Source organism: Mycobacterium sp. DL99, assembly GCF_004762045.1.
In the GTDB taxonomy this organism is placed as follows: domain Bacteria; phylum Actinomycetota; class Actinomycetes; order Mycobacteriales; family Mycobacteriaceae; genus Mycobacterium.
This window is the reverse complement of sequence record NZ_SJOM01000007.1, coordinates 2,568,357-2,584,075: the sequence shown is the minus strand read 5'-3', so window position 1 is coordinate 2,584,075 and position 15,719 is coordinate 2,568,357. Positions and strand designations below refer to the sequence as shown.

Sequence of the window (15,719 nt, the reverse complement as noted above, 5' to 3'; positions counted from 1 at the left end):
GAGGAGTTCTGCACATATGCCTGTTGTCGTCGTCGCCACCATGAAGGCCAAGCCCGAATCCGTCGACGCAGTGCGCGAGGCCTGCACCAACGCCGTCGCAGCCGTCCACGACGAGCCGGGCTGCCAGCTGTATTCGCTGCATGAGGCCGACGGCACCTTCGTGTTCGTCGAGCAGTGGGCCGACGCCGATGCACTCAAGGCGCACAGCACCGCCCCGGCGATCGGCACCCTGTTCGGCTCCATCGGCGAACTGCTCGACGGTGCCCCCGATATCAAAATGTTGCAACCCGTCGTCGCGGGTGACCCCGCCAAGGGACAGCTGCGCGCCTAATGGCCACCGAAGCTCCCCTGGCCGGCAAGGTCGCCTTCATCACCGGCGCTGCGCGCGGCCAGGGGCGGGCCGAGGCCCTGCGACTGGCCTCCGACGGGGCCGACATCATCGCGATCGACCTGTGCCACCAGATCGAGTCGGTGCCCTACCCGCTGGCCACCCCCGAGGATCTGGCGGCGACGGTCAAGCTCGTAGAAGAAGCGAGCGGCCGGATCGTGGCCCTTCAAGCCGATGTGCGCGATGAGGAAGCTCTGCGAACGGCGCTGCAGACCGGGGTTGATCAGCTCGGCCGGCTCGACATCGTCGTCGCCAATGCCGGGATCGCCCCGATGCAGTCGGGCCCCGACGGCTGGCGCGATGTCATCGACGTCAACCTGACCGGCGTACACCACACCGTCGAGGCAGCGGTCCCGATCATGGTCGCCCAGGGCGACGGTGGATCGATCGTGCTGATCAGCTCGGCAGCCGGCCTGATCGGTGTCGGCGGCGGGGACCGCGGCTCACTCGGTTACACCGCCGCCAAGCACGGGGTGGTGGGCCTGATGCGGGCCTACGCCAATTTCCTGGCCCCGCACAGCATCCGGGTCAACTCGATCCACCCCACAGGAGTGGACACCCCGATGATCAACAACGAGTTCACCCGGGATTGGCTGCGCCACATCTCCGAGGAACTCAACGCCCCAACCGATTTCTCCAACGCGCTGCCGGTGCAGGTGGTACAGGCGGAGGACATCGCCAACGCGGTGGCCTGGCTGGTGTCGGATCAGGCGCGTTACGTCACGGGCGTGACACTTCCCGTGGACGCCGGCATCGTCAACAAGCGATGAGCGATCCCGTCGCCGCCACCGCGATCGGCCCGATGGTGCTCGCCGCCGTCGAGCAGTACGAACCGGTGCGGCGACGGCTCGTCGACGACGAATTGGCGTTGTCGTTCCTCCCGGCGGGACTCCGTGCGTTCACCCGGGCCGCGCGTTGGTCCGTTGCCCGCAGACTTCTGATCGGGGCGACCGAACGCTCGGGACCTGGGCTGTGGGCGAATCTGACCTGCCGCAAGCGCTACATCGGCGACAAGCTCACGCAGGCCCTGCCGAATATCGACGCCGTGGTGATTCTCGGCGCCGGCCTGGATACCAAGGGCTACCGGCTTGCCCGGCACACCGCGATCCCGGTGTTCGAGGTGGACCTGCCGATCAACATCGAGCGCAAACGCTCGGTGGTGCGCGGCGCGCTGGGAACCGTGCCGGACTCGGTGCACCTGGTGCCGGTGGATTTCGAACGCGATGACCTGGCCGCCGAACTGGCCAGGCACGGCCACCGCCGTGAACACCGCACGTTCTTCATCTGGGAAGGCGTGACGCAGTATCTGAGCGCTGAAAGTGTCGCGGCGACATTCGAGTTCCTTCGCTCGGCGACGCCGGGGAGCCTGTTGGCATTCACGTATGTCCGCAGCGATTTCATCGACGGCACCAACCGGTACGGGGCCGAATCGCTGTATCGGCGGTTCCGCGTCCGCAGCCGGCTGTGGCAGTTCGGGCTGGACCCGGACCGGGTGGCGTCGTTCATCGAGCCCTACGGCTGGAATTTGATCGAGCAGGCCGGGCCCGAGTACCTCACCTCGCACTACATTTCACCCGCCGGCCGGAAGCTGACCGCCTCACAGGTGGAATGGACGGCTTTCGCCGAAACGTGCTAGCAGGCAACCAGCGCGTCGAGTTCCGCGGCATCGACACCGGCCAGTCGCCGATGCATGGCCTTGGCGATGCGGCCGGCCTGCAGCTTGGCCCGCTCGGCATACGGACCTGAGAACAGCTCGTCGACGGTGTCGGTCCACAGGGTCAGCCAGCGCACGAAATGTTGCGCCGACAACGGATGACGGGCGTGCAGTTCACGGTGCACGATCAGGGCGCTGCCGTGGTAGAGCCCGGCGCGGAACAGCACGGTCTCCCAGAAATCGCACATGACAGGCAGATGGGATCGCAGGCCCTTGGCGCGCAGCTCGGAGAACGGTTCGGCGAGCACCGGATCCGACAGCGCGTTGCTGTAGAAGCGCCACAGCAGCAGCTCGACATCCTCGCGGCCTGCCAGGTCTTCAGACATCGGACTGATCCCTTCCGGGCCGGTCGCACGTCGCCCTAGTTTCTACAATCTCCTGTTGTATAAACTCTAGCGATGATCCCCGCGATCGGGAAGCGCCGAGTCGACGTGCTGAGCACGTTGAAGGCCTCTGCAACGCCGATGACGAGCGCGCAGATCGCCGCCCGACTCGACGTTCACACCAACACCGTGCGGTTTCACCTGGAGCACCTCGAGGCCGGCGGGCAGGTGGAACGTGTCCAACCTCACCACCGCAGCCCCGGGCGGCCCCCGCAGCTGTACCGGGCGGTGCGCCGGATGGACCCGACCGGACCCACCCATTACCGGATGCTCGCCGAGATCCTGGCCAATGGATTGGCTTCCGACGACGACCCCGCCGCCAAAGCCCGGGAGATGGGGCGTGCCTGGGGACGCACGATGCCGCGCCCGGCGATCGACTCCCCCGTTGACGCCCTGGTACAGACACTCGATGACATCGGTTTCGCGCCGGAGCCACCCGAGAATGATCAACTCCGGTTGCGCCACTGCCCATTTCTCGAATTGGCCCAGACCCGCGCCTCGGTTGTGTGCCCGATCCACCTGGGGTTGATGCAGGGGGCGTTGGAAAGCTGGCAGGCACCGGTTGCGGTCGAGCGACTCGACGCGTTCGTCGAACCGGATCTGTGCGTGGCCCACCTGGGCCCGAAAGGAGATTCATGATGAACGCCGGTCTGGCTGTCGCGGTCGCCGTGACCTTCTGCTGGCTGGGCATGGTGCTGGCGATCTCGTTCATCGAGGCGCCGCTGAAGTTCCGGGCACCGGGCGTGACGCTGCAGATCGGACTCGGCATCGGGCGCATGGTTTTCCGTGCATTGAACACGGTGGAAACCACGTTCGCCGTCGCCATCATCGTGACCCTCGCCCTGCACCGCCCGTCCGAAGCGGCGATCACGGTCTTCGCGATTGCCATCGTGGCGCTCGCCGTTCAACTGATTGCCGTGCGTCCCAAGCTGACTCAGCGCTCCAACGCCGTACTCGCCGTCGCCCCGGGCGAAGAGCCGGCGGGGCGTTCACAGGCGCACTACGTCTATGTGGCCTTCGAACTCATCAAAGTGATCGCCCTGCCGACCGGCGGGATTCTGCTACTTGCCGGCTGACTCCAGGCTCGGCGTCTTGACTTGAACCACAAGACCATTCGAGTACGGCCGGTGCGGGTCGCGCGGACTCGCCTCGGGAAGAATGAGACGCCAGCCCTCATACGGATTCTTCTCACCTGCCACAAGAAATCCACCCCTGGCGCCCGGGCCCGCGAGCTCGTCGGCACTGCGGATCGGACCGTCGGCGAACAGGTCGCCGGCCTGCATATGGGCCGCCGGATCCGACGCCAACCGCCCGAGCCACGAGACGATCGCATCGTGCACGTAAGCCGCCTCCGCGTCGGATAGCCGGGCGTCGATCAGAATTGCGGCCTTGCCGCCGGGAAAACCGGCCGGGTACACGTCGCACAGGAGTCCACCCCGCGTCACCCGGTCATAGAAGCGACGCGCCAGGATGGACGGCATGAGCTTCGACCCCACGACGACAGCGACGAGCGCTACCACGAACACGATGGTGACGGTGGTACTGGGTCCGCGCTCCCGGACAACGAGCGAATACACCGCCCACGAGAAAACCACCGCGAACAGGACGCCTCCGACGACGAGCAGATATCGAAGAAAGAACGGGTACTCCACCGCACGCTTTGCTTCGTCCACCGAGCTGAACGGCGGAATCGGACGGCGTCGCCCGAATGGCACCTCAGGCGCTGGTCGGCTCACCGACCCAATCTAACCGCTCCGGCGAGATGACCGGAGCACCAATTTGGCTAGATCTCGATGACCGTCGGCACGATCATCGGCTGGCGACGGTAGGTCTCCCCCACCCACTTGCCCACCGTGCGCCGGATCGCCTGCGCGATGCGGGTCGGGTCCGTGATGTTGTCGGCAGCAAGGCTTTCCAGCTCCCGCTCGACGTTGCGGGCGACCGGCTCCAGCGCTTTCGGGTCTTCGGAGAATCCGCGCGAATACAGATGGGCCGGCGCGGCGGGCTTTCCGGTCTCGCGGTGGACGACTACCGTCACCGCCACGAAACCCGAAGACAGGATCAGGCGTTCACCAAGGGTGGCGTCCCCGACATCGCCGGTGATCAGCCCGTCGACGAACATCTTGCCGACCGTCACCGCACCGGAGATCGAGGCCTTACCGGCCACCAGGTCCACACTGACACCGTTCTCGGCCAGCACGATGTTCTCCGGCGGAACCCCGGTGCTCGCGGCCAGTGCCGCGTTGGCGCGCATGTGCCGCCAGGTGCCGTGCACCGGCATCACGTTGCGGGGACGTACCCCGTTGTAGAGGAACAGCAGCTCCCCCGCGTACGCGTGGCCGGAAACATGCACGCGCGCTTGGGCATTGGTGACCACACGGGCGCCGATCTTGGCCAGTGCGTCGATGACACCGTAGACCGCTTCCTCGTTGCCCGGGATCAGCGACGAGGACAGGATGATCAGATCGCCTGCGGTCAGCGTGATGCTGCGGTGCTCGCCCCGCGACATCCGGGACAGTGCGGCCATCGGCTCACCCTGGGTACCGGTGGTGATCAGGACGACCTTCTCGGGCGGCATCATCTCGGCCGCGCCGATGTCGAGGATGTCGGCATCGTCGACCTTCAGGTAGCCCAGCTCGCGGGCGATGCCCATGTTGCGCACCATCGAGCGTCCGACGTACGAAACCTTCCGACCCAGCGCCACCGCCGCATCTGTGATCTGTTGTACGCGATCGACATTCGATGCGAAGCAGGCCACGATCACCCGGCCCTCGGCGCCGCGGATCAACCGGTGCAGCGTCGGGCCGACCTCACTCTCGGACGGGCTGACACCCGGGTGTTCGGAATTGGTCGAGTCACACAGGAACAGGTCGACGCCGGCGTCCCCGAGCCGCGACATGCCCGGCAGGTCTGTCGGGCGGCCGTCGAGCGGCTGCTGGTCGAGCTTGATGTCGCCGGTGTGTAGCACGGTGCCGGCACCGGTGTGGATCGCGACGGCCAGACACCCCGGAATCGAGTGGTTGACCGCGAAGTACTCGCATTCGAAGACGCCGTGCTGGCTGCTCTGCCGCTCGGCGACCTCGACGCACACCGGCTTGATCCGGTGTTCACGGCACTTCTCGCGGATCAGCGCAATGGTGAACTTCGAGCCGACCACCGGGATGTCCGGACGCAGCTTGAGCAGGAACGGAATCGCCCCGATGTGGTCCTCGTGGGCATGGGTGACGACGAGCGCTTCGACATCGTCGAGACGGTCCTCGACGTGGCGCAGATCCGGCAAGATCAGGTCGACGCCGGGCTCGTCATGCCCGGGGAAGAGCACCCCGCAGTCCACGATGAGCAATCTGCCCAGGTGCTCGAAGACCGTCATGTTGCGGCCGATTTCGCTGATTCCACCCAGCGCGGTAACTCGCAGACCGCCGGGGGCCAGTGGCTTGGGGGGCGCGAGTTCGGTGCTCACTATCGCAACACCGCAGCCGCACGCATATCGACGGCCAGCGCCTCGATCTCGGCCGGGGACGCCGGGATCTGCGGCAGTCGTGGCTGACCGGCATCGAATCCCTGCAACCGTAGGCCTTCCTTGGACATCGTCACCCCACCGAGGCGGGCCTGGGCGGCAGCCAGCGGGGCCAACGAGACGTTGATCTTGCGGGCAGTGGCGATATCGCCAGAGTTGAACGCGGTCAACATGTCCCGCAACTGGCCGGCGGCCAGGTGACCCCAGACGCTGACGAAGCCGACGGCACCCATGGCCAACCAGGGCAGGTTCAGGGCGTCGTCGCCCGAGTAGTACACCAACCCGGTCTCGGCGATGATCTGGCCGCCACCGTGCAGGTCACCCTTGGCGTCTTTGACGCCCACGATGTTCGGGTGCGCGGCCAGGGCGTGGATGGTCTCCCAGGCGATGGGAATGGAGGACCGCGGCGGGATGTCGTAGAGCAGGTTCGGCAGATCGGTGGCGTCGGCGACGGCGGTGAAGTGCGCGATCAGACCGGCCTGCGGGGGCCGTGAGTAGTACGGCGTCACCACGAGCAGGCCGTGTGCCCCCTCGGCGGCGCAGGCCTTGGCCAGGTGCACGCTGTGGGCGGTGTCATAGCTGCCCGCGCCGGCGATGATGCGGGCCCGGTCCCCGACTGCCTCCAGCACGGTGCGCAGCAGCGCGAGCTTCTCGTCATCGGTGGTGGTCGGCGATTCGCCGGTGGTACCGGAGAGCACCAGGCCGTCGCAGCCGGCGTCGATCAGGTGATTGGCCAGCTGAGCGGCCGCATCGAGATCGAGCGAGCCGTCGGGCTTGAACGGCGTAACCATTGCGGTCAACACCGTGCCCAACTGCGCCGTTACATCGATTCCGCTCGTACTCACGCGCCAAGATTACCCGGTGGTCTCAAGCCTCTGTGGCCAGAGGCGACGTTGCCACCTCACTACCATCCGCAAGCGTCGAAATCTCGAAATCGGAGAACACCGCCGGAGCCGCTTCGACGAGCTCACGCAGGCAGGCGATTGCGAGCCTGCGGATCTCCACATCAGCGTGTTCGCTGGCCCGCATCGCGATGAAATGGCGCCAGGCGCGGTAGTTGCCCGTGACCACGATCCGGGTCTCGGTGGCGTTGGGAAGCACCGCCCGCGCGGCCTGTCTGGCCTGCTTGCGACGCAAAACAGCGTTCGGTTGATCGGCGAACTTGGCTTCCAGGCGAGCCAGCAGTTCGGTGTAGGTGGCGCGGCTGGCGTCGGCGGCCGCGGTGAAGATCTCCACCAGCTCGGGGTCGCCCTCGAACCCCGGCGGCACCACCACCTCGGCGTCGTTCTCGGGTACGTAGCGCTGCGAGAGCTGTGAGTACGAGAAATGCCGGTGCCGGATCAGTTCGTGGGTGGCCGATCGGGAGATACCGCTGATGTAGAAGGACACCGAAGCGTGTTCGAGTACCGAGAAGTGCCCGACGTCGATGATGTGGCGGATGTAGCTCGCGTTGGTCGCCGTCCTCGGGTTGGGCTTCGACCAGCTCTGGTAGCAGGCCCGGCCGGCGAACTCGGTGAGTGCAGGCCCACCGTCGGCGTCGGTGCTCCACGGCACCTCAGGCGGTGCCTGGAATTCCGTCTTGGCGATCAGCTGCACGCGCAGCGGCGCGATCTCGGCCACTCGCCCACCCTACTGTCGAGCCTTCGGGGGCTCCTCACCACCGCGCCGACTTCCACGCCTGGCTGTTACTCGGCCGGATTCACGTCCCCGCGGCAGAAAATTGGTGAAACGAGCACTCATCGGTAGATGGTCGCGACCCACGGTTGGGTGCAGAACTGCTGTGCGGCGGTCGCCGGGTCGACACCGGCGGCCTTCATCGAGGCCGTCCGGGTGGCCAGGGCACCTGGCGGATAGTCGGCGTTGTCGAGCGCACAATCGACGTTCCGGTTGCGGATCCACTCCCGGTTGTCCCCTGGGCTCTTCGGCCAATCCGGGACCTGCACATCGAGTGCGAGGGCCTCGGCCAGGGTATCGGCGTCCCACCGGTACAGGGTGACGGTTCCCGCGCCCGCGCCGGAATGTGCGTAGTTGCCGAAGAACCCTTCGGGCGTTCGATAGAACTGCCGAAATCCGAACAATTCGCCGGCCCGCACGAAGTGTGGAGGCTGTCCGGTCAGCCGCCACACCGCCATGGGTTCACCACCTGTCCCGCCCCGTCCGGTGACCACCAACAGGACCGGGCTGCCGCTCTGGTCGATGTCCTGCAGCATCGCGGCCACCCCGGTCTGGCCGATCTTGTCGGTGGGTTCGCGGAACTCCTGGACGGTTTTGCCCCCGTTCTGCAGGCTGAACGACCACGCCGGGTCACTCGACACGGTGATGGTCGAATGATCATCGAGAGTCAGTGCGCAGCGGATGTTTTGGGCATCCAACGCCGGTTCGAAGGAGATCGACACGGTGGCACAGGCCGGCAAAGCCTGTGGTTCCGTCGTCCGGGGGGAACCGGCCGAGGTCGTCGTCGGCACCTCGGGGGCGGAATGCTCTGGTGTGCAGCCGCTGAGCACTGCGGCCACGGACACAGCGGCCGTCGTCGCGATCGCACCGAACGTCAACGAACTCCGGCGGAATCGCGCCGATAGAAATCCACGGATCTGCACCCTCGGAGCGTATTACCGGCCAAGGCGGTGAGCTCGCACCTCCTACAATCGCCAGATGTCCCGCGCTGACGCGTTCGCACCGGCACACCAGGACGGTTCGCGGTGCTGATCGGTGTGGCCGCCGCGCTCCTCGCCTGCGTGGGTTATGGAACAGCATCGGTTCTACAGTCGTATGCCGCGGGACATTCAGGTGCGGCAGCCGACACCGCGGAGAACGGCCCCACCCTGCGGTCGACCATTACCGCGATGCTCGCACCGATCTTCATCGCGGGTATGGCGCTCGACCTACTCGGTTTCGTCGGCAGCCTGGTATCGGCGCGGTTGATCCCACTGTTCCTGTCGCAGACGATCATCAGCGCCAACCTCGTGGTGACCGCCGTGCTGAGCATTTTTGTTCTCCACATCCGGCTACATCGGCGTGACTGGGCCGCGATCGCCATAGTCCTTGTGGCGCTGTGCGTCCTGGGGGCCACCGCCGGGCACCTGGGCGACCGCGATCCCGGTGCGATCCTGCATTGGGGTGTCCTGGTGGTGTCTGCGATCATCCTTGGCCTGGGCGCCACGCTGGTCCGGCTGCTCGGGAGGAATGCCGCCGTGCCCGCTGGCCTGATCGCCGGGGTGCTCTTCGGGGCGATGGCGGTCGCGGTGCGTGTCGTCGACGGACTCGAGCCCCTGAATGTGGGTGTGTTGATCGCCGACCCGGCGTTGTGGGCCATTCTGGTCGCCGGCCTCGGCGGGTTCTATCTGTTCACCGTTGCCCTGCAGGTCGGCTCGGTGAACGGGGTGGCAGCGGCATTGGTGGTCGGCGAAACCGTGGTCCCCGGCATCGTCGGCGTCGTTCTGCTGGGCGACGTTTCACGACCGGGGTTCGGCTGGCTGGTGGCCATCGCCTTCATCGCGGCCGTCGCCGGCGCGGTCGCGCTCGCCGTCTCCGGCGCCGCCGAGTACGAGCGCGCGAAGAGCTCCTGAACGTCGCTGAACTCCCAGGCCACGACCCACATGCGCCGGCCGTGACCACCTGATCCGAACTTGTCGGCCCCTTCCTCTTTACTGTCCTGTTCCCTGACACCGGGTGGCGGGTTCACAGCTTGGACCCTGCCCCGCCCCCGGCCCACCCGCCTGAAACGGAAGGTCCATCGATGCTACGCAGAATCTGCGGCGCGGCCATTGCCAGCGCCGGCAACACGCGCCGAAACGCTCTGGCCCTGTGCGTACTTGGCGCAGCGCTCGCACTGACAGCCTGCGTGTCGCCGGACCGGGTCTCGAAGGATCCCACCGACGCACCGACGTGGGATGCCGGGCTGTCGTCATCCACGACGCCATCCCCAGCCGCGTTGCCGCCCACGCCCGCTGACTTCGTCGTCGGCGTCGTCGTCACCGAACAGAAGTGTTACGGCTCGGCCGGCTGCAACTACCGGTACACCATCAGTCCGCGGTACGTGAGCACAAAACCGTTGCCGGACAAGACAACCGTGATTTTCAAGGTCACCGGTGGCGACCAGGACCAGGTCGGCAACTTCACCATCGACGCCGACGGCACGGCGACCTTCGACCGGGAGACCGGCATTTCCGGCCCGGAGGGCGCTGACCTGCAAGCCACCGTGACTCAGGTCCTCCCCGGCCGTGGCGCGCCGTAGGTCGCGCTCACCCCAGACCGGCGAAATGGTCGCTGATCGAGGGGCAGCGACCATTTCGTCCTCCTTATCCCCCGATCAGCGGATCCGGAGTTGGTCCGGGCTGCGGGCCGATCGGCGGACAGACCGCCGTCCGAGAATGAACGAAGCTGAGGGCTCACTCGATATCCCTGCAGCGCACCGCATCTCCGCAATACCGAACCGAAAGTGATCATGAGAGGAACGACCGTGCACTACGAAATGTTCGATCTGGTCCGAGAACGCGCCAACGAGAAAGACTGGGACCTGATCTTCGACAGCGGCCCGAATGCCGAGTACCGCACCATGGTGTGGGAACACCCACTGCTCAGCGCAACAGGTGTGGCGACCGAACTGGAGATCGGGTTCAGCCCGGATGGTCGCATCATCTTCTCCGAGCGGCGACTCGGCGGCGTCGCGCACAAACGCATCAAGCCCACCAGCGCGTTCGCCTCGACCGATCTCTATCTCGCGGCCCTGCAGATGATCTGACCCGCCGGATCGACCGCGGAACCTGACCGGACCGCACCCCTCCGCTCCGCGTCGTTTTCGACCCTAGGGCTGTTGTTCGACGGACGACCCCGACCCAGGTGTCGAAAACGGCGAGCGCCGAGCGCCAAACTCACCTCTTGACCTAATTACGTGACGTATCGTAACTTAATCGTGTGTCCTCACTCACAGGCCCGGGACGGCCGCGTGATCCACAAACTCAGCACGACATCATGAGCGCCACCCGTCGCCTGCTGGCACGTGACGGCTATGACCAGCTGTCCATCGAGGCCATCGCCCGCGAGGCCGGCGTCAGCCGGCCCACCATCTACCGGCGTTGGCCGTCGAAGACCCATCTGGTCTTCGACGCCGCCTTCGGCCTGCCACCCGGCGGTGAACTTCTCCCGGTCTCCGAAGATTTCGAGACCGACCTGCGTGGCTTCATCTCTGCGGTGCTCACCTTCTGGCGTGATCCCGTTGTCGAGGCCGCCGCACTCGGCATCCTCACCGAACGTCGCCGCGACCCGGAATTGCACATCCGGACCCAGCAAGTGCTCGACGAGCGGACCAAGGGCGCCTTCCGCGCGCTGGTCTCCTCCGGCGTGGAGCAGGGCCGGATCCGCCCCGATGTCGACGTCGACATGGTCTATCAAGCGTTGATCGGCACCGCGTTCTACACCGCCCACATGGAACCGGACATCGACGTCGACGACACCGCAGATCGATTGTGCTCCTTGCTGATCGAGGGAGCAGGACGTATCCACCCACCAAGGAAGGACCAACCATGACCGACAAGGCCGAACTGTCGGAGGCGTTCAACGCGCTTCTCGACGCGGTGCGCGCCATCGAGCAGAAGTTGCTCACCGCCGAACCCGCGCTGAGCGAACCCGACCTGCTCGACGGGTACCGCCTGGCGTTCAGCGTGCTGCGCGTCGCCGTCGACGCCTACGTGTGGGGCGACCGCGACAAGCCGATCCTGGTCGACGCCACCAGCCCGTATCTCAAATGGGGCGGCGACAACGCGGACGCCTTCTATCAGCTCGCCCCGCTGAATCCGGCCCGCACCTACCGCGTCACCGGTAACCGGGGCGATGCCGTGTACATGTCGATGACCGTCTACGGCGGGCCGGGCGAGGGCCGCTACAGCGACCGCATCGTGGGCACCATCAACAATCGCGACCTGGAATTCGACGAGTATGGGAACTTCGAGTTCATCATGAGCCCCGACCCCCACCCGGGTACCTGGCTCAAACTGGATGCCGACGCCGAATTCGCTTTGACCCGTAACTATATGAACGATTCCGGGACCGAACGCCGGCCGGAGTGGCGGATCGAGACGGTCAATCCGCCCGCCCGGCGCTCGGACAGTGCCGCGGAGCTGGCCCGCCGCTTCCGCTACGCGAAGAACTGGCTGCAGGAACAGGTTTCGTTCCTGCCGACCAAGGTGGAGCCCGCCAACCAGCTGCACCCGCCGTTCCCGGTCCCCCAGAATGCCTACGGGTGGTCCGCCGGCGATGCTGCATACGCCATGGGCTCCTACGATCTGACGTCGAATCAGGCCCTGATCATCGAGGGCACCTCACCGGAGTGCGTGTTCTGGAACCTCTGCCTGTGGAATCCGTTCCTGCACACCTTCGACTACACCCACGAGCGTGTCACCATCAACGGCGCACACGTCACCTACGAATCGGACGGGTCCTGGCGGATCGTCGTCAGCGAGAAGGACCCGGGCCACCCGAACTGGGTCTCGACGGCCGGGCGGTCCACGGGCCTGATGTGGCTGCGCTGGTTCCTGCCCGAGGAGACTCCCGCGCAGCCGCAGTGCCGCGTCGTCCACGTGGCCGAGGTCGGTGCCCTGTGACCACCAACGTGCAGCGTCCGGCACCGATCCGGTTCGACGACCTGGCAAACCCGGTGTATCCCCCGGCGGCTCAACCGATTCGCGATGGACTCGCCGCCTACGGCGCGAACCTGGACCTCAACCCGAACGCGTTGCTGACGGCTGCAACCGAGCGGTCCGGGCTGGACGATTTCGGCGACCCGGCGTTCCGGGAACGTCTCGACGTGCTGTGTACCGCACTGCGTGACGAAGCGGGTCTGTCCGATACGGGCGTGGGGATCGTGTTCGAGCAGCTGGTGGGCAACCTGGTCAACCGGCTGCGGTTGGAGGCGCTGATCACCGACCACCCCGAGATCGAGGACGTCGCGATCGAACGGCCGATCATCATCTGCGGTCTACCCCGTACCGGCACCACGCATCTACACAACCTGCTCGCCGCCGACCCGGCTCTGCGCTATCTGCCCTACTGGGAGAGCCTCGAACCGGTGCCCGGACCCGGCGAGGACACCCCGGCACCGCGTCGGGATCGCTGCGCGGCCGGCCTGGAATTGGTGAACACCTCGATACCGGAGTTTCGCCGGATGCACGACATGACCGTCGAGCATGCCCACGAGGAGATCCAGCTGCTGGCCAACGACATCTCCGGCATGCTGTTCGAAACCGCCTATTACGTGCCGAGTTTCACCGCCCACTACAAGGCACATGACCAGGCGCCGTCCTACGCGTACGTCAAGCGCACCCTGCAGGCGATGCAATGGATCCGCGGCGGAACTCGCTGGGTACTCAAGTCACCGCAGCATCTGGAACAGTTCCCGACCCTGGCCGCAACGTTCCCGGACGCGACTTTCATTGTCACACACCGTGATCCAGTTGATGTGACGCTGTCGATGATGACCATGATCTGCTACGCCATGCGGATGGGTGTGACGCAGCCCGATGTGGCTAGGATAACCGGGCACTGGCTGCAGCGCATCGACGATCTGCTCGCGGGCTGCATCCGCGATCGCGACGCGCTGCCCGCCGGGCAGTCCATCGACGTCCGATTCGATGAGTTCATGGCGGACGAGCAGGGCACGCTGGCCCACATATACCGACTCGCCGACCAGCCGTTCGGTGACGACGTGCGTGCGGCGATGAGCGACTTCCTCACCGAACACCCGCGCGGACGCTACGGCGGGGTCATCTACGACGCTGCGAACCTTCAACTCGATCCGGCCGCTCTGGCCGAGCGCTTCCGGGACTACCGCGAGCGGTTCCTCGGCTAGGGCACCTAGCCACAGTCGGGACCTGTACACAGGCCGTCAATGCCTCGACCGCCGAACCTGGCCGACCGTCAGTCGGCCAGGCCTCCGGCGCGCCGCATCGCGGCCGAGATGTGTTCGAAGTCGATCGCCAGGTGTGCGCGTGCCAGTGCTTCGGCGTCGTCCCCGCGACGCTCGACGATCGCATCGATCAGCTGTTCGTGCTCCCGCAGTGCCCGTAGCTCCATCTGGCGCATGGTCGCCGATTCACCCCACAGGTGGGCCGGTGCGGCGATGCTCACGGAGGCTTCCAACTCGAGCAGCATCTGTTTGAGCACGGTATTGCCGGCCGCGTCCATGATCGCCAGGTGCAACGCGCCGTCCGCCTGCTGGGCGGCCAGACCGCTCTCCGCGCCGCGGTAGGCCTCAAGCCGCTCCCTCAGCACCACGAGGTCACGGTCCGTTCGGGCCTCCGCGGCCGCACGGCATACCGCACCGTGGATTCGGCAGATGGCGTCGCAGCGGTCCCGTAGTTCATCGAGCCGCGTGGTCAGGGTGCGCCCAACGGCGGCGGTCGAAGATTCCGGCCATTGCTGCAGCACATAGGTGCCGCCGCCGCGACCGCTGCGCCGGGTCTCCACCAAGCCCAGCTCGACCAGCCTGGCCAGGGCCGCGCGTACCGTCATCCGGCCGACCCGCAAGGACGCGGCGAGCTCCCGTTCCGATGGCAGGCGGGAGCCTGGCAGGTATTCGCCGATCGCCACTGCGGTGACGAGACGGTCGGTGATTTCATCCACCCGCGACGAGGATTCGAGTTCGCGCTCTAGCAGCCCGGGCGTGGCGCCCGCGGGCTCTGTCGTCTGCGGCTCGGGATTCCCCATGGGCACACAATATCGACGTCTCAAATTAAATCCTGATTAATGGTCTTGCTACGAGACCATTATTGGTTCATGCTGTGCGCCATGCCTTGTTCCACCCGCACGGTGACCTTCCGCGGCCACGAGACCTGGGTCCAAATCACCACCCCGGAAACCGCACGCCCCGGCGCCCTCCCCCTGTTCGTCTTGCACGGCGGACCCGGCATGGCCCACAACTATGTCGCCAACATCGCCGCACTCGCAGACGAGACCGGCCGCACCGTGATCCATTACGACCAGTTGGGCTGCGGGAACAGCACACACCTGCCCGACGCACCCGCCGACTTCTGGACCCCCCAGCTCTTCGTCGACGAGTTCCACACCGTCCGCGAGGCCCTCGGGATCGACCGGTACCACGTGCTCGGACAGTCCTGGGGCGGCATGCTCGGCGCCGAGATCGCTGTCCGCGCCCCGGCGGGACTGACCTCGCTGTCGATCTGCAACTCCCCCGCCTCGATGCAGCTGTGGGTCGAGGGCGCGGCCGAACTACGCGCTCAACTGCCCCCGGAAGTCCAGTCCGCGCTGGAGCGCCACGAGGCCGATGGCACGGTCACCGATCCCGAATACCTGGCCGCCACAGAGGAGTTCTACCGTCGCCACGTCTGCCGGGTCGAGCCGATGCCCAAGGACTTCGCCGACACCGTGACCCAGATGGAGGCGGAGCCGACTGTGTACCACACGATGAACGGGCCCAACGAGTTTCACGTCATCGGGACTCTGCGCGACTGGAGCATCATCGACCGGCTGCCATCGGTCACCGCCCCGACACTCGTCATCGCCGGCGAGTTCGACGAGGCCACCCCGGCGACCTGGCAGCCCTATGCCGACCTCATTCACGACGCCCGCAGTCACGTGTTCGGTGATACCAGCCACTGCACTCACCTGGAGAAACCCGTGGAGTTCCGCTCGGTGATCGCCGAGTTCCTGAATCAGCACGATCTGGCCGCTGCCGCCCGGGTCTGACCCTTCTCCCCTTCCACT

At 66.2% G+C, this 15,719-nt stretch carries 19 protein-coding genes; 12 read left to right on the top strand and 7 right to left on the bottom strand.

Going from position 1 to position 15,719, the window contains the following annotated elements:
* Nucleotides 1–16: 16 nt before the first annotated feature.
* From EYZ64_RS12975 to EYZ64_RS12965, 3 genes are read left to right on the top strand one after another with little or no spacing between them, the layout of a single operon-like run.
* Nucleotides 17–331 (top strand): putative quinol monooxygenase, encoded by a 315-nt coding sequence (locus EYZ64_RS12975; protein WP_135453800.1) that lies wholly within the window; start codon nt 17–19, stop codon nt 329–331.
* A complete protein-coding gene (locus EYZ64_RS12970; protein ID WP_135453799.1) occupies nt 331–1,158 on the top strand; it encodes a mycofactocin-coupled SDR family oxidoreductase in 828 nt (275 codons plus the stop codon). Before EYZ64_RS12975 ends, EYZ64_RS12970 begins: the two co-directional genes overlap by 1 nt.
* Nucleotides 1,155–2,024 (top strand): SAM-dependent methyltransferase, encoded by an 870-nt coding sequence (locus EYZ64_RS12965; protein ID WP_135453798.1) that lies wholly within the window; start codon nt 1,155–1,157, stop codon nt 2,022–2,024. Before EYZ64_RS12970 ends, EYZ64_RS12965 begins: the two co-directional genes overlap by 4 nt.
* Here the strand turns inward: EYZ64_RS12965 and EYZ64_RS12960 are convergent.
* The gene (locus tag EYZ64_RS12960) at nt 2,021–2,428 is read right to left on the bottom strand and encodes a group III truncated hemoglobin (RefSeq protein ID WP_135453797.1); all 408 of its coding nucleotides are present in this window, start codon (nt 2,426–2,428) and stop codon (nt 2,021–2,023) included. The two genes, EYZ64_RS12965 and EYZ64_RS12960, sit on opposite strands and share 4 nt — an antisense overlap.
* 72 nt (nt 2,429–2,500) lie before the next feature.
* Between EYZ64_RS12960 and EYZ64_RS12955 the strand changes: the two genes are divergently transcribed.
* A complete protein-coding gene (locus tag EYZ64_RS12955) occupies nt 2,501–3,124 on the top strand; it encodes a helix-turn-helix transcriptional regulator (RefSeq protein ID WP_135453796.1) in 624 nt (207 codons plus the stop codon).
* Nucleotides 3,124–3,561 (top strand): hypothetical protein, encoded by a 438-nt coding sequence (locus tag EYZ64_RS12950; RefSeq protein WP_135453795.1) that lies wholly within the window; start codon nt 3,124–3,126, stop codon nt 3,559–3,561. Before EYZ64_RS12955 ends, EYZ64_RS12950 begins: the two co-directional genes overlap by 1 nt.
* Here EYZ64_RS12950 and EYZ64_RS12945 read toward each other — a convergent pair.
* From EYZ64_RS12945 to EYZ64_RS12925, 5 genes are all read right to left on the bottom strand, one after another.
* Nucleotides 3,547–4,221 (bottom strand): hypothetical protein, encoded by a 675-nt coding sequence (locus EYZ64_RS12945; protein ID WP_135453794.1) that lies wholly within the window; start codon nt 4,219–4,221, stop codon nt 3,547–3,549. The two genes, EYZ64_RS12950 and EYZ64_RS12945, sit on opposite strands and share 15 nt — an antisense overlap.
* 47 nt (nt 4,222–4,268) lie before the next feature.
* Entirely contained in the window at nt 4,269–5,945 is a 1,677-nt protein-coding gene (locus tag EYZ64_RS12940) for a ribonuclease J (RefSeq protein WP_135453793.1), read from the bottom strand.
* Nucleotides 5,945–6,847 carry a 4-hydroxy-tetrahydrodipicolinate synthase gene (dapA, locus tag EYZ64_RS12935; protein WP_135453792.1) on the bottom strand — a complete coding sequence of 301 codons (903 nt, stop codon included), beginning with the start codon at nt 6,845–6,847 and terminating at the stop codon, nt 5,945–5,947. Before dapA ends, EYZ64_RS12940 begins: the two co-directional genes overlap by 1 nt.
* Nucleotides 6,848–6,869: 22 nt before the next feature.
* Nucleotides 6,870–7,622, bottom strand: a complete 753-nt coding sequence (gene thyX / locus EYZ64_RS12930) for an FAD-dependent thymidylate synthase (RefSeq protein ID WP_135453791.1) — start codon at nt 7,620–7,622, stop codon at nt 6,870–6,872.
* Nucleotides 7,623–7,738: 116 nt separating this feature from the next.
* Nucleotides 7,739–8,599 (bottom strand): hypothetical protein, encoded by an 861-nt coding sequence (locus EYZ64_RS12925; protein ID WP_135453790.1) that lies wholly within the window; start codon nt 8,597–8,599, stop codon nt 7,739–7,741.
* Nucleotides 8,600–8,701: 102 nt separating this feature from the next.
* Here EYZ64_RS12925 and EYZ64_RS12920 point away from each other — a divergent pair, with 102 nt between their 5' ends.
* From EYZ64_RS12920 to EYZ64_RS12895, 6 genes are all read left to right on the top strand, one after another.
* Nucleotides 8,702–9,568, top strand: a complete 867-nt coding sequence (locus EYZ64_RS12920) for a DMT family transporter (protein ID WP_135453789.1) — start codon at nt 8,702–8,704, stop codon at nt 9,566–9,568.
* 170 nt (nt 9,569–9,738) lie between these two features.
* Nucleotides 9,739–10,236: a hypothetical protein gene (locus EYZ64_RS12915; protein WP_286174825.1), complete on the top strand. Its 498-nt coding sequence runs from the start codon at nt 9,739–9,741 to the stop codon at nt 10,234–10,236.
* A gap of 210 nt (nt 10,237–10,446) precedes the next feature.
* On the top strand, nt 10,447–10,743 hold the full coding sequence (locus tag EYZ64_RS12910) for a hypothetical protein (protein WP_210115504.1): 297 nt from the start codon (nt 10,447–10,449) through the stop codon (nt 10,741–10,743).
* A 230-nt stretch (nt 10,744–10,973) separates the two neighbouring features.
* Nucleotides 10,974–11,528, top strand: coding sequence for a TetR/AcrR family transcriptional regulator (locus EYZ64_RS12905; protein ID WP_167857815.1), 555 nt, complete (start codon nt 10,974–10,976; stop codon nt 11,526–11,528).
* Nucleotides 11,525–12,601 carry a DUF1214 domain-containing protein gene (locus EYZ64_RS12900; RefSeq protein WP_135453787.1) on the top strand — a complete coding sequence of 359 codons (1,077 nt, stop codon included), beginning with the start codon at nt 11,525–11,527 and terminating at the stop codon, nt 12,599–12,601. The genes EYZ64_RS12905 and EYZ64_RS12900 overlap by 4 nt, the downstream gene beginning before the upstream one ends.
* On the top strand, nt 12,598–13,845 hold the full coding sequence (locus tag EYZ64_RS12895; RefSeq protein ID WP_135453786.1) for a sulfotransferase family protein: 1,248 nt from the start codon (nt 12,598–12,600) through the stop codon (nt 13,843–13,845). Before EYZ64_RS12900 ends, EYZ64_RS12895 begins: the two co-directional genes overlap by 4 nt.
* 68 nt (nt 13,846–13,913) lie before the next feature.
* Here EYZ64_RS12895 and EYZ64_RS12890 read toward each other — a convergent pair whose 3' ends face one another.
* Entirely contained in the window at nt 13,914–14,702 is a 789-nt protein-coding gene (locus EYZ64_RS12890; protein ID WP_135453785.1) for a FadR/GntR family transcriptional regulator, read from the bottom strand.
* A 69-nt stretch (nt 14,703–14,771) separates the two neighbouring features.
* Here EYZ64_RS12890 and EYZ64_RS12885 point away from each other — a divergent pair, with 69 nt between their 5' ends.
* Complete coding sequence (locus tag EYZ64_RS12885) at nt 14,772–15,701, top strand: proline iminopeptidase-family hydrolase (RefSeq protein WP_135453784.1); 930 nt, start codon at nt 14,772–14,774, stop codon at nt 15,699–15,701.
* Nucleotides 15,702–15,719: the final 18 nt, after the last annotated feature.